The 14,752-nt window shown below is 53.9% G+C and carries 6 protein-coding genes; 4 read left to right on the forward strand and 2 right to left on the reverse strand.

The window, feature by feature from the left end; translation table 11 throughout:
• Positions 1–46 precede the first annotated feature (46 nt).
• From AC097R_RS10550 to AC097R_RS10560, 3 genes are all read left to right on the forward strand, one after another.
• On the forward strand, positions 47–8,977 hold the full coding sequence (locus tag AC097R_RS10550; protein WP_479598030.1) for a VCBS domain-containing protein: 8,931 nt from the start codon (positions 47–49) through the stop codon (positions 8,975–8,977).
• A 101-nt stretch (positions 8,978–9,078) separates the two neighbouring features.
• Positions 9,079–11,409, forward strand: a complete 2,331-nt coding sequence (locus AC097R_RS10555; RefSeq protein WP_479598031.1) for a hypothetical protein — start codon at positions 9,079–9,081, stop codon at positions 11,407–11,409.
• A 110-nt stretch (positions 11,410–11,519) separates the two neighbouring features.
• A complete protein-coding gene (locus tag AC097R_RS10560) occupies positions 11,520–12,374 on the forward strand; it encodes a DUF6159 family protein (protein WP_479598032.1) in 855 nt (284 codons plus the stop codon).
• Positions 12,375–12,491: 117 nt separating this feature from the next.
• Here AC097R_RS10560 and AC097R_RS10565 read toward each other — a convergent pair whose 3' ends face one another.
• Positions 12,492–13,466 (reverse strand): threonine ammonia-lyase, encoded by a 975-nt coding sequence (locus AC097R_RS10565; protein ID WP_479598033.1) that lies wholly within the window; start codon positions 13,464–13,466, stop codon positions 12,492–12,494.
• 109 nt (positions 13,467–13,575) lie between these two features.
• Here AC097R_RS10565 and AC097R_RS10570 point away from each other — a divergent pair, with 109 nt between their 5' ends.
• Positions 13,576–14,064: an Lrp/AsnC family transcriptional regulator gene (locus AC097R_RS10570; RefSeq protein ID WP_479598034.1), complete on the forward strand. Its 489-nt coding sequence runs from the start codon at positions 13,576–13,578 to the stop codon at positions 14,062–14,064.
• Between the two features lie 164 nt (positions 14,065–14,228).
• Here AC097R_RS10570 and AC097R_RS10575 read toward each other — a convergent pair whose 3' ends face one another.
• Positions 14,229–14,519, reverse strand: coding sequence for a hypothetical protein (locus AC097R_RS10575; protein ID WP_479598035.1), 291 nt, complete (start codon positions 14,517–14,519; stop codon positions 14,229–14,231).
• Positions 14,520–14,752: the final 233 nt, after the last annotated feature.

The raw sequence follows: 14,752 nt of genomic DNA on the forward strand, positions 1-14,752 counted from the left end.
ACAACAGTAAGCAACATTATCCGAAAATTTAAGGGAGTTTTTCTTTATGCAATACATCAATCCACAAGATAACACAGCTACTTTGCAGCGTCTTGGCAATATGGCCTACTTGGTTATGGGTATGCGAACCGAGGGAGGACGTATTCCCTATGCATTGACTGTAGTAGCCAACAAAGCGGCTGGCACAAGCTTTATTAATGGCAATTGGTGGCAAGGAAATCCGGTTGACAAATCGGGTTATAGTTTGGGGGTAATGCAATACGATTTCGGTGCATTCAAAAATCAAACGAATACAACCGGATTCTCACAACAAGTTGCGGCTTGGGCACAAAACCAAAACTTGAGTTTGGATGTGGGTAGTGCTAATAATCTAGCTACCGCGTTGACCTTACGAGGCGGTAGCGCGGGGCAAGGACTTGAAGTTGCCAGCAACTGGATTAGTATCAAAGATCGAGATATTGTAAATAGCTATCTTGCAACCGACGCAGGACAGCGATGGGTATATAACAATCTTGAGGTTGGTAGCTTCATATACAACGCCAAGCAAACAGCCATCATCGGAGGAAATGGTGCCGTTACGCAGGCGGTCGCAGGTGTCTTGCCAGCGCTGAATACAGCCTATTTTAAAAACCTCTCACCTGCTGACCAACAAAAGGTTGAGGTGATGTTGCTTAAAGAAATCAATCAAGGCGGTCCTAGCAGCGTTGCTCTTGCGACAAAATGGATGCTCGGGCGTGGCAATGCCACTGGATCTGCGGCTGACTATTTGGCTGCACGTCAAAGTGCACTAGCAGTGAGTAATCCGGAACTCTCCAAAGGTATTGGTGAAGCTTATACGGCTAGCGAGTCAATATTGGCGGTTCAACAATCACCGTTTTTCGCCTCAATTTGGAATCGAGCTCAGATTTCTTCATTAGATGCACCGAGCATTGTCCAAGACCCGGAGTTATTGGCACTTCGGGCGGTGTTTGCTGGGGGCGCATCTCCAGCGACGATTAGTGCCATTTCTAACCGCATTCCTGGCACTTTTTCAGGCGATGGAAAAAATGGGTTTATTGCGGTAGATAGCGCGGGCCATATTGTCATATTGCAGTCGGCCGTTAGTAATGGTGTCCCGGGTGGAAATGGCGGCGCTCCGGCTACGGCGCAAGGCTGGCAACTCGACAACACTGGGGCCTGGCAAGGTTTTACAGAAGGTGTTGGTCGCGGTTCACGCTACATTATTCAATTGATACCAGGATCAAAGAGCACTTGGAAAGTTGTAGCACTAAATGAGGATGGATCGGAAATGCCAGTTCTTGTTCTGGCCGAAGGAGATTCAGCCTTAGTAAATATAAATGGGATCAATGTCTCGCTAGATGCGGCTAATCCTGGTGAATACAGTTTTCTGAGCGATGGCTCACTGGCATACACTGAAACCTCGCCAGATGGAAAGCAGAAGTTCGGGGTCATTTTTGCTGCAGAAAATGCAACCAGGACATATCAATTGACTGCATTGGATGAAAATCAAACTGCACCAGAGTTGCAGAATGTTAGTTTTGGAGGTGTACCGACTGAGAGTCAGTTCAGCAGCGGGTATCGCTTGACTATCAATGATGGTAAAGGGACTGTTACCCAAACTGTGCTTACGCCAAGCACTGTTCTCACAGATGAAGGTGCTGTCCCCAGCGGATATGTAGGAGTTGAGAAAATATTCAAAAATGGAATACTCGTAGTGGATCGAGTTTCTACAGTTTCCATTTCACCATTTTCTGGGCAGCGTTCGGAAATTGTCGATGCGACGCAATACACAGGGACAGGCGAGTTTAGTAGTCACACTCAAAGTACGATAGTAGAAACTTCTTCAGGTTTGCAAACTAATCGGTTAGAGGTGGAGTATGATCGGTTCGATCAAATCACCAAGACCAGTCTGACGGAGCGTCAACCGGATAACACGTTGTTGACGACGGTTCGAAACGGTGTGGGCGACACACTTTCAAGCACTAGCCTTCAAACCTTTGATGACAGCAGTTCAATTGCTACCACAACTTACCCTGGAGGTAGAGTAGAAACGCTGGCGACTGATTTTGAGGGAGTGCCTTATCAAAGTTCCATCACCGTCCCCAGCGCAAATAACGGCACCACCACCGAGTACTACAAGTATATTGACGGTAAACCGGTTCGTAGCAGCAAGAAAATTGTCGAAACAGTTACCGATGCAACAGGAACCTACACCGTAGAAACCGTCATTACGGAAACGGGCACTGTTCGCAACAAATACGACGGGGATCACCAATTGGTCTCCTCCGAGCCAGTCCAAAACGGTATTAGTACATTAATCGACGCGATTAATGTGACTGGGTCTGATGTTATTCGCAATGGTAGCCCTCTGGTTGATGCACTTGCACTCATCAATGCACTTCGAGCTGGGCAACCATTACCCATTGTTTCGAGTGGGTTGAAACTGGCAAACAGTGTCAATGCATTCAACGGGCAGCAGGCCAGCATCAATTTGAATGGGGCTTCTAGCATTGTTGCCGGGCTGTCAAGTCTGCAAAGCCTTCAGCATGCGCTCGACACGGGCGACGACTTTGGCGCAGTCACCGCCACTGCTCAGACGATTCAGTTCGGTATACAGGCCTACGCCACTTTTGCCAGTAAAAAAGTGGGGGAGGATGCCATTGCAGCGGCCTTTGAAGGAGGTGCGGACAGTGTCGCCTTCGAATTCAGTCGGGCTGTTCCATACTTGGGAATCGCGAATGATCTGGCACATGGGGACTACACCGGAGCCGCCATTGCCGCGGTATCGATGACCGTGCCCGTAATCGGCTGGGCTTACGCCGCGTTCCAGGTCTTTAGTAGCTTCTTTGGTCATAGCGATCCTCCCCCAGAGCCATGGGGCGGTGCCTCCGCCAACTGGACTGGCTCCAGTCTGACCACCAAATCTTGGGGTGCCAACGGCGGGGAAACTACGGTAAACGCTTACATGAACCAGTTCATCGCCCAACTCGATGCATTGGCCGCACGTGAGCAGGCGCAGAACCCCAGCAGTCCCATTGGGGTTGTTGCCAACCGGCTGCCGTCCTTTAGTTACCGCTATCGGTCGGGATTTGCTTTGAATGAAATTGACCCGATCACCGGTATTCAGCGCAATGCGGAGGTTCGGTATGACCTGACGGGGCGTCCCTTCAATGCCGCGCCAGGCTCAGAAGTGGGCTCTCAGTCCTTCTCCGAGCGCTTCATTCGCGATGCCTTGGCGCGCGGAGCCGTAGCACCTTTGTGGGAAGCGCAAACGGCTGCAACGCAAACGCAGACTGGCGATCCGCAAGCTGGGCTCACCGAGGAAGAGCGTGCTGGGCGCAATGGTCTATTGGCTATCAAAGCCACTGGAGCAACGCAGTATTGGCGTCCTGTGGCGCTGGATTTGAATGGTGATGGCATCCAGACCACAGGCGGTAACCAAACCGTTGCATTCGACGTGGATGACAGCGGCTTTCTCAAGAACAGCGCTTGGCTCAATGGCAATGATGGATTTCTGGTCTTGGATCGCAACCTGAACTCTCAGATCGACTCTGGCAAGGAGCTATTCAGCAACGGGGCGGTGGATATCAGTGCACGTGGCCTCGCTGGGTTGCACTGGGTAGACGCCAACTACGACGGAGCGATTGATGCGAACGACGCCGTTTGGAATGAACTCAAAGTATGGCAAGACGCCAATGGCGATGGGCAAGTTCAAGCGGGTGAGTCCCAGGGCTTGGCTGCACTCGGTATCAGCAAACTGAACTATGTGATGGGGACGTTTGAGCAAAACGGCGTCACCAAACAGCTGGCCAGTCCAGATCTGCTGGCGGATACCGAAGGCTCTCGCGTGAATGTGGTGCCTGAAGGTATTGTGGTGCAGACCAGCCAAGGCAATGTTTCCTTGCTGGTCACGCATATTGATGATCGCAGTTTGCTAGAAGCCAATCGAGATGGTGTCACTACGTTTGAGGACATCGAGACCATCATCACCTCCGCCGATCTCTTGGCTAACGACACGCTGGCGGGCTTCACTGGTCAGAATTTGTCGTTAGCGAGCGTATCCAACTTCACGCATGGAACGGGTTATCTAGATAGCAATGGTTCCATCCATTACCGTTCAGATGCCAACTACTTTGGTGCAGCCAGTTTTGATTACCAGATAGAAGCCATTACCGGACAAACCGCGACGGCGACTGTGGATCTCAATATCCAGAATGTGAATGACGCGCCGACGGCCACAGTTGATATGGCTAATTCGGTGGTTGTGGCAACTGATATTGATGATCCTACTGGGCCATTTACATACAGTGTGATTCAGCAGCCGCAGCAAGGCCAAGCACAGATAGGTGCGAATGGAAGTTTCACGTATACCAACTGGTACGCCCCGAATACGCCCGGTGTGCAGTATGGCGACGGAATATTTGGTGCAGTTGGGCCAACAACAAATTCAGATCCCTTCGTTGTGCGAGTTGCCGACGCCCATGGTGCCTATTCAGATGTGACAGTGAATGCCGTACACCAAGGCGCCTACTCTCCAAGTTTGGGGGGCGGAGGAGGCGGAGGCAAGAAGCCGATTGCTATTGATTTGAATGGAGATGGCTTTCAGTTCACCAATGTGGACGATAGCAACGTATTCTTTGACGTCAATGGCGACGGTTGGAAAGAGAAGACCTCATGGTTCTCTGGAGCAGATGCATTCCTGGTTCTAGATGAAAAGGGTGACCGCAACATTGATCAGGTCAATGAAATCAGCTTTGCAAAGTACAAGCATGGCGCACAAACTGACCTGGAAGGCTTGGCAGCATTTGATACCAATGGTGATGGGAAGCTGAGCGCAGAAGATAAGGACTGGGGCAAATTCGGAGTCTGGAAGGACTCTAATCAGAATGGCATCACGGACGCGGGTGAGTTTTACACACTCAGTGAACAGGGCATCACGGCCATTAGCTTGCAGAGCGATGGTCAGTTCTCAGTAGTCAACGGACAAACTGTGCATGGCCTGGGCAGCATTACCCGCCAAGATGGCAGCACGTTGGCCATTGCCGACGTGACGCTTTCCTATTCCACAAAGGACGTGCAAATGCCGACGGCAAGTGGGGTATCTGAAATTGTTCAGCGTTCCCAGTTTTCAGCATCTGGCGAGGAAATTGTCGGCACTGCGGATAAGGATCTGATCCTTGGCAAGAATGGCAACAACGTGATTCAAGCCTATGGTGGCGACGATGTCATCTTTGAAGACGGTGGCAACGACTTCATTGATGCCGGCGATGGTAATGACATCGTGTACTCAGGAGCTGACAACGATGTCGTTCTGGCAGGAACGGGGGATGATGTTGTTTTCGCAGGTATGGGTGACGACTTGATTCTTGGCGGTGACGGTCAAGATGCGCTGTTTGGTGAGGCAGGCAACGACATTGTGTTTGGCGGCGACGGAAATGACCTCATTTCCGGTGATGTCGGAAATGATTTGTTGAGCGGCGATCAAGGCGATGACACGATATTTGGTGGCAGCGGAAATGACGCGTTGTTTGGCATGGATGGCAATGACCAACTGAGCGGCGATGAGGGTAACGACTATCTCAATGCTGGAGCTGGAAACGACACACTGGATGGTGGTGTTGGTGCAGATACCATGCTTGGAGGTGCCGGTGACGACACATACCTAGTGGACAGTTTGAGCGATGTCGTGACGGAGCTTGCTGGCGAAGGCAATGACACCGTCAGAGCGTCGATTTCGTACACATTGAGCAGCAATGTTGAAAACCTGACTTTGGTTGGAGACGCTTCTATCAATGGCACAGGAAATGAGCTTGACAATGTTCTAGTCGGCAACATGGGTAACAACAGACTCGCAGGAGCCTCGGGCAACGACTTCCTTGATGGAGGGCTGGGGGCGGATTTGATGGAGGGAGGAGAAGGCAACGACACGTATGTAGTCGACAACGTCGGAGACCTCGTGGTTGAGATGACCAATCAAGGTATCGACGCCGTCAATTCCAGCATCAGCTACTACCTTGGAGCCAATCTCGAAAAGCTCGTTGGCATTGGAAACGCAGTGCTGACGCTTACCGGCAACGATGCTGGCAACACTTTGGTCGCCAATAACGCCGGCAACACCCTCTTCGGTGGAGCAGGCGCAGATACTTTGATCGGTGGCACAGGTGCGGACACCCTACAAGGCGGTGCGGGCAATGACACGTATGTTCTCCAACGTGGCGGTGGTCGTGATACTGTCTTGGACAGCGAAGGTGCTGTTGACCGAATCCTGGTGCGCGGCAACCTGAGTGCTGCGGACCTGGAGCTGACCCGCCACAACCGAGATGTGATCGTCACCATCAGAGGTACGACGGATGCCCTGGTGCTGCAAAACTGGTTTACCAATACCTGGGGTGAACTCTCCCCCAATGCGATTGAATCGATCCAGTTTGAAAATGGCTCTACCGCTATCGATGCGCACTTTATTCAAATCCTACTGGACAACCGTGCCCCAACGGCGGTGGCTGACACAGGAACCGCTGTGGAGGACGCCATTGCCCCCGGTATCGGCAACGTCTTGGCCAATGACACCGACCTAGATCTGTCTATCGACGACCGCCAGCATCTGACGGTGGCAAATGGCGGCATATTTAATGGAGCCTATGGTCAGCTCCAACTGAATGCGGACGGTAGTTATAGCTATGCAGTCAACAATAGCCTGGGCGCAGTCCAGGCATTGGGACGCAATGGCACGTTGACGGATACCTTCAGCTACACGGTCCAAGACAATGCTGTCGATAACAAGACAGCCACCTCAACTCTGACCATCACTATTCAGGGCACCAACGACGGTCCGCAGGCGCGGGGCGATGTTGCGCAAGTCTTCGAAGACACGTTTATTGCAGCAACAGGAAACGTGTTGGGCAATGACACGGACATGGATATCGGCGACACCTTGTCTGTGGCCACCGCAGGTATCTTGCATGGCACCTACGGCGACCTGACCTTGCAAGCGAATGGAAGTTACCGCTACGACCTCAAGAATGCGCAAGCCAATGTGCAGACCCTGCACGAGGGGCAGCAGGTAGTGGACAGCTTCAACTACACCGCGACTGATGGCCTCGCGACTTCCAATGCCACCCTGAATGTGACCGTCATGGGTACCAATGACGCCCCCGTTGCTTTTGCAGACAGCGGTGCTGTGCAGGAAGATGCAACGGTGCCAAGCACAGGCAATGTCCTGGCCAATGATGTCGATATTGACCAGGGCACGGTGCTCAAAGTCGCCAATGTGGGTACGTTTACCGGCCAGTACGGTACTCTGACCCTCAATGCCAACGGCGCCTACAGCTATGTACTTAACAACGCCTTGGCGTCGGTCCAGTCCTTGGGCGTGGGTCAAACGGTGGTGGACCAGTTCAGCTACGCCGTACAGGACGACGGGTTGCAGCCCTTGAACGCGAGTTCCAAGCTGAGCATCACCATCACTGGCACCAACGATGCACCCACCGTGGCCAGCGCCATCGCCGCCCAGGGAGCCCGCGAGAAGCAGGCGTTCAGCTTCACAGTGCCAGTGAACACCTTTGCCGATGTGGACAACGGTGATGTGCTGACTTACAGCGCATTGGCGGTGAATGCCGCAGGCGCTACCACCCAGGCATTGCCCAACTGGCTGACCTTCAATGCCACAACCCGTACCTTCAGTGGAATGCCAGGCAGTGCAGATGGTGGCAGCTTTGATTTCCAGGTCACAGCTACCGACCGTTCTGGCGCCAGTGTGTCCACCCGCTTCACGGTGGACATCGCTGACGAGTTTGCCGGTACGGGCAACAACATCAACACCATTACCGGCAGCTGGACCAATGACACGCTCAATGGAACCCGCCGCAGCGAAACCCTGATTGGCAACGGTGGCACCGACAAGCTGTTGGCCGGAGAAGGTGACAACACGGTGATTTCCACAGGTGGAGACACCTATGTCACTGCGGGTTCGGGCAACGATGTCATCACCACCGGCTATGGCAACGACACCATTTACGCTGGTGACGGCAACAACCGCATCAATGCCGGTGGCGGTAACAACGTCATTGTGGCTGGCAAGGGTGATGACAACATCACCACTGACTGGGGCTTCAGCACCATCAATGCCGGTGAAGGTAACAACACCGTGATGGCCAATGGTGATGGCACCTTGGTGGCAACTGCAGGTTCGGGTGATGACACCATCACCACAAGCTACGGTAATGACACGATCAATGCTGGGGATGGCAACAACCGCATCAATGCCGGAGGCGGCAACAACGTGATCACCGCAGGTAGCGGCAACGACACCATCAACACCGACTGGGGCAACAGCACCATCAATGCTGGCGACGGCAACAACACCATCGTTGCCACGGGTGGCAACACCACGGTGACGACCGGCTTTGGAGCGGACACCATCACAACCAGTTACGGAAACGATGTGGTGAATTCGGGTGCCGGTAACGACACCATCTCGACCGGCTGGGGGGCTGACACCATCAATGCGGGTGCGGGTGATGACGTCATCAATGCTGGTGGCGGCGGAGATTCCGTGCGTGGTGGCCTCGGCAATGACGCCATCATTGCCGACCAGTGGAGTGATGACAAGTACTACTTTGCCCGCGGTGACGGCCAAGACCGCCTCACAGACAGCGGTGGTCAGGACACCCTGGTGCTGGAAAACATCAGCTCCAGCCAGCTGTGGTTCACCCACACCGGCAATGACCTGAATGTCAGCGTCATTGGTACGACGGACAGTGTCGCTATCAAGAACTGGTATGTCGGGGCGCAATACCCGGGCAGTCAGTACCACGTGGAGCAGTTCAAGACCAGTGACGGTAAGGTGCTGTTGGACAGCCAAGTGCAAAACCTGGTCAACGCTATGGCGGCTTTTGCACCGCCCGCTGCGGGACAGACCACGCTCACGGGTACAACAGCTGCCACGCTGACACCGGTGATCGCTGCCAACTGGCACTAAGCAGTGAGAGGGTCCAGCTGCTTTGCAGCTGGACCTGTCTTCGCCTCATATTCGAACGATTGATGGACGCCCTTGGCGATCCGGATACAGGGACTGAACGCATGACAACTAAAAAGAAAATGCAAGTCGCCTGGCTTGCAGGGAGCATTGCCATCATCTTGACCGCCTGCGGCGGGGGCGGAGGTGGTTCTGGTGGTGGGGGGAGCAGCAGTTTCTCCACTACCGTGATTGACGGAGCGATTCAGAACGCCCTGGTCTGCCTGGACAAGAACAGCAATGGCCTTTGCGATAGCGGAGAGCCGCAGGGGAGAACCAACGCCGCGGGCAAAGTGACATTCACCATTGACTCTGCGGATGCCGGCAAGTATCCCGTGCTGGCTGTCGTTGGTACGGATGCAGTGGATGCGGATACTGGAGCGGTTGCTACTGCCTACACCTTGACTGCGCCCGCAGACCAACCCAGTGTGGTTAGCCCGTTGACTACCCTGGTCCAACAGACCGTGGTGAGTACGGGCGCAAGCACGAGCGATGCGGCTGCAAACATTCAGTCCGCGATTGGGGTGAGCGCGTCTGTATTCCAGGATTACACCCAAGCTACGGCGCCTACCGACGGAACCACAAATCCAGCGACGATTGCTCGGGCATTGGTGATCTCTACCCAGCAACAGTCCACAGCCGTGGCAAGCGTTCTGGGGACCACCGCAACCGACGGAAGCACGATCACCAAGGCCAGGTTAGATGCGGCCATTCAGAAGAAGATTCTGGACTTGCTTCCCAGCTTGGTCGTAGCGATGAATGATTCGTCCGTAACAGGCGCCGCCAATCCCACGGCCAAAGAAGCCGCGCTGTTGACGCAGATGAACAATGTGATCACTGCATCAGGCTTAACCCCGACGGGTATGCCTACGTTCATTGCGATCAATAACCAGACCAACCTGAGTACGCCGCCCACGGTCAGTGCACCAGCCGCCACACTCAGCTTGTCTTCCTTCTCGTTTACCGACACGGCCAATTATCTGGTGCGGGCGATGACTGGGTCCATGGCGCAGTACACGCCCGACGTCAACAACACTGTTCGCTATGTGGAGCGCCACCTGCGTGCAAGCTCTGGCACTTTGGCTAGCTGGGGCTTCGGCAAAGACCCAACGCGCCAGTCCGATCTCAGCTGGGACGGCAGCGCCTGGGTAGCGTGTCCAGTGAACAACGAGAACATTAGCTCAGTGCGCGACGCCTTGGGGAACACCACCTACAACTATTGCCACAGCAGAGAGGTTGGAAAGAGCAACCGCGCGGCCTTTGATATTGCCGGGCAAACTATGCTCAGCGTCTACAACAAGATCCGGGACACTGGCTATACCAATGTGACGATTGCGAATGCCGCTACGGTCCTGGGCGCAACTACGTTCCCAGCCAACTCCATGCTGTATTACCAGACGGGAACCTCGACAGCGCAGGCGTATGCCTATTATCCTGGCAGCAGCAGCCCAGTGGGGTTGAGCAATGTAGTCGCCCAGTTCAGCCAAAGCGTTAACACCGGCACGGTACCGGGTTGCACTTCTGCCGAGTATTCCAGTACCAATGGCACCAATAGCACCACCTTAGAGAGTCTGATCCAAGCCAATCCGGGAACCCCTTGCGTATTTGCGCAAGCCAGCTTCTCTTATGGTGGGTCGACTTACACATCGGATGTCCCCAACGAGTCTTGGTCCAACAGCAGTGTCGGCATTGGCAAGTTGGGAACGGTGGCGCTGAATACTGGGACTGCCCCTGGCTTCTACAGTGGCAACACGCGATTCCGCGTCGCTTTCAAGGGCACGGGGACAAACCCAACGACTTACTACGCCTGCAAGGAGCGCTTTGATACCGGTGCTTCGCGCAATTGCACGGTGATTGGGACAGGGTCGTACACCATCACGACATTGGGAGATGCGCGGGTGCTGAGCTTCAACAAGCTTCCTGCACAGATGGCCCCCATGACTTATTCGCAGATCCTGGTGGAGCGTGGAGGAAAAATCTACTTCGGCTACCAAGAAAAGCTGTCCACAAGCAACACAGCGCGCTTCAACCTGGTGGCTGCCAACGCGCTGTTCACGCAATTGGGCATCCCCACCGTGGACGTGAATGTGCCGGTGGCCACTTCCGCAGGATCCTTCGAAGGCAAATGGGACTTGTCGCTAGCAGCTACCGGCTCAGGCCCCACGCTGACACTGAACGCAGATGGCACCTACAGCTGTGCAAATGGAGGTGGGACACCTGTGACTTTCGCCTGTACATTGTCCATCGGGGCACCTGCAACAGGTGGTTTCACCGTTACGTGGGCAACGGGTGGACTGCAAGGTACCTTCAATGCATTGGCTGTCACCGTCAGCGGGACATATATGGACTCTGCAGTGACTCCAGCCAGTGGAAACTTCACTGGGCAAAGACGGTAGATTCCATCGATTTCTCTGGGTATTTGCGTTAGAAAATCAGGCAACGCTTTCATTGTTTCCTCTTGTCACCTGCCAGGGTGACTCCTTTTACTTTCCATTGAAGGAATCGCATGTTCAGTCGCATTTCACGCAGTTGGCAATTGATCAAGGCCAGTTGGGCTGTACTCAAGAAAGATCGTCAGCTTCTGCTGTTCCCCTTGGTTTCAGCCGTCGCTGCAATCTTGGTCATAGCCTCTTTTGCACTCCCTTTGTTCGGGATCAGCGCTCTGGATGGCATGCCTGATGCCAAGCAATCCACGATTTCAACGCTGACGTATGCCACCGCATTTTTGTTCTACGTCAGCTTGTATTTTGTAATCTTCTTTTTTAATGCGGCCCTGGTAGGTGCTGCGATGATCCGCTTTGATGGTGGGCAACCAACGGTGAGCGATGGACTGCGGTTGGCGCGTTCGAAGTTCGGCAGCATTCTGGGCTACGCCGTTCTCGCCGCAACGGTTGGCGTTGTATTGCGTTTTATCCAGGAGCGTATCGGCTTTGTCGGCAAGATCATTGCTGGCTTTCTGGGCGCAGGCTGGACGGTGGCCACTTATTTAGTCGTTCCAGTCCTCGTCGTTCGTGACACCGGTCCGCTGGAGGCCGTGAAGGAGAGCGCCACCATTCTTAAGAAGACTTGGGGTGAAAACATCATCGGCCAAGCTGGCATCGGCGCCGCCTTTTGGCTGATCCATTTTCTGATTATTGTGTTTGGCCTATTGTTGACCTTGGTTGCTGTGAAGATTGGCAGCGGCGCTTTGGTCTTGCTCATGGTCTTCGCAACTGTGATTGCTCTGATTTTTGCCGCATTGGTACAGACAGCGCTGGGAGGCATTTATGCTGCCGCCCTTTATCGCTTTGCAACGGGACTGCCAATGCCAGACGGGTTCAACTCCACTTCCATGCAGGGAGCATTTGTGCCAAAAAAATAACTTTATCTGTGGACTTCTATGTGCCAATTGTGGGCATTGGCGTGAGTCCGCTTTCGGCGATGGAGCTATGCTTAAAAGTGTCTGCAACTTCCGGATCGATTCAGGGTCTGTTGCCAGTCAAAAGAGCCAGCGTTCCATCCGATCTGGAGTGAGGTTGCTGCCGCATAGCACCGTAGCCAAACGTTGGGAGCGTAGGCCTGCGTGTTCGAGGACGGCCGCGACGCCAACCGCACCCGCAGGCTCCACAAGCAACCCAGCGTGCTGAAACAGTTGGCGCATTGCCTGCTTGATGGAATCTTCGTTGACCAATAGCACCTCGTCGACTAAGCCATTCATATCCTGCAGGGCTTCCGGCACTGGGCGGCGTACGGCTATGCCATCAGCGATGGTATGTACAGAAGTGCGCTCAATCACCCGACTTTGTTGCCATGAAACTGCCATGGAGTCGGCGCCCTCCGCACAAATGCCTATTACGCGTACCTGTGGCGCATTTGCTTTGACCCAACGGGCCATTCCGTTGAGTAAAGCGCCGTTACCAAGTGGAATCAGCAGGGTGTCGATGCGCGCAGACTGGGTCTGCAACAGTTCTCGGGCGATCGTGCCAGCTCCTTCGGAGATGCTCACTTCAAGACCATCTTCTACGAAAACCGCATCGTTGGTTTTGCTAAAACGTTTTGCCTCTTCCTTGGCGGCGTCAAAGTCTTCGCTGTACAGACGCACCTCCGCACCCATGGCGCGCATGCGTTCAACCTTGAGCGCATTGGCTGTGGTTGCGCAATACACCACCAGTGGAAGCCCGCGTGCACGACACACATAGGCCAATGCTTGACCCCAGTTTCCTGCCGTGGCGCATACGAGCTTGTGGCCAGCGATCTTGGCTGCGTTCTCTTGCACATAAAAGTCAGCACCACGTCCCTTGAACGAGCGCAGTGGATTCTGAGTCTCCACTTTCAGCAGTATCGATGCACCTAGGACGTCATTTAACGGCTCGCATTCGAATTGCGGACTATTACGAAAAATAGGGTCAATCAAGGTGGCTGCTCGCGCAATGTTGTTCAGAGAGATTCGATGGGATTGTTGAATAATGGTCATGGGCAAAGTATGTAGAGTCGGCCTATTTTCCCAGCCGCATTTCTTTGCAATCAATTCAATGTTTCGCCGCATTCTGGTCCGCTTCATTGCGGCCTTACCGCACACCACCATGACTCTTGACGCCTTCGATCGCCAAATCCTTGATCTTTACCAGCGGGAGACGCGTATGCCTGGTGAACAAATTGGTGCCAAGGTCGGTCTTTCTGCAGCAGCCGTACAACGGCGTCTGAAGCGCATGCGTGAGGAGGGTGTGATCGTGGCCGAGACCGCTGAGCTGGATTGCCGAGCGCTTGGGCTGGGCTTAACTGCCATCGTGCACGTTGATTTATTGGATGAATCCGCGCGGGCTACGCAAGCCTTTCGTGACAAAGTGGGTAAGCTCGATGAAGTGCAGCAATGCTACGGTGTGGCTGGGGCCGTCGACTATGTGCTGATCGTGGTCGTCACTGACCTCGCTGCATACGATGCCTTTTGCAACCAGTGCCTGTTGCATGATCCGAATATACGCAGTTTCACCACACACATTGTGCTAGATGCGCACAAGCGCCACGGCCCGCTGGCAATCCAATCCTCGGGCGACCCGTCTACACAAAAGTGAGTTTCTGTAGTCAAAACAGTAGCTTTCAGCTCCCCCTAATAACTTGTTCGAAAGAGTTCTGGACAGTTGCTTTCATTGCATTTCAAAAAGATGCAACACATTCGCTGAACATATCAGCACGCGATATCTCCCCGCGTTCTGCTATCCGTCTGACCGGAACGACCTTACGCCTTAAATGTATAGACCTTCGCGGCGGCGCGTTCCGCTGCGCTATGGCCTGACAGCGCATGGTCCCACTCTGGTCCGGTAGCGCCGACCAAAGCAGTCAGCCCATTGGTCATTGACGTTGCCTCCTCGGTATTGGCGTCCAACTCCGCCGTCTGCTCTCGGTTGGCAAGAAGCAGCTTGGCAATCGGGCCCTCCGCAGCTGCTATGACGACCATGTACTTGATTGCCTCTCGATGTGCCGTTTGCATATGGAGAGCTGGCACTTCACGACCAAAGTCTTGACTCATGAACTTCCTCCATTTGACGATGGGCCTCTACGTGCATCTTGGAACACAAGAAATTCTGGCACATCACCGGCCAAACACCACGTACTCGATGCGCTTCCTGTCCGCATCAGTCACATTCAACAGGCCATCAATGAACAGTGCGACTTTTCCTGGTTGCAGCCCACTAGCAGGAAGACACCAATGACCGAAGCAAATACCAACGTGAATCGGCGACCAATGGAGAGGTTGGATAA

It is taken from the genome of Rhodoferax sp. ZS1R25, assembly GCF_056521335.1.

Excerpts from the sequence above, each read along its gene's own strand:
- AC097R_RS10560 (WP_479598032.1), top strand. The coding sequence starts at position 11,520 with ATGTTCAGTCGCATTTCACGCAGTTGGCAATTGATCAAGGCCAGTTGG.
- AC097R_RS10575 (WP_479598035.1), bottom strand. The coding sequence starts at position 14,519 with ATGAGTCAAGACTTTGGTCGTGAAGTGCCAGCTCTCCATATGCAAACG.
- AC097R_RS10550 (WP_479598030.1), top strand. The coding sequence starts at position 47 with ATGCAATACATCAATCCACAAGATAACACAGCTACTTTGCAGCGTCTT.
- AC097R_RS10565 (WP_479598033.1), bottom strand. The coding sequence starts at position 13,466 with ATGACCATTATTCAACAATCCCATCGAATCTCTCTGAACAACATTGCG.
- AC097R_RS10570 (WP_479598034.1), top strand. The coding sequence starts at position 13,576 with ATGACTCTTGACGCCTTCGATCGCCAAATCCTTGATCTTTACCAGCGG.
- AC097R_RS10555 (WP_479598031.1), top strand. The coding sequence starts at position 9,079 with ATGACAACTAAAAAGAAAATGCAAGTCGCCTGGCTTGCAGGGAGCATT.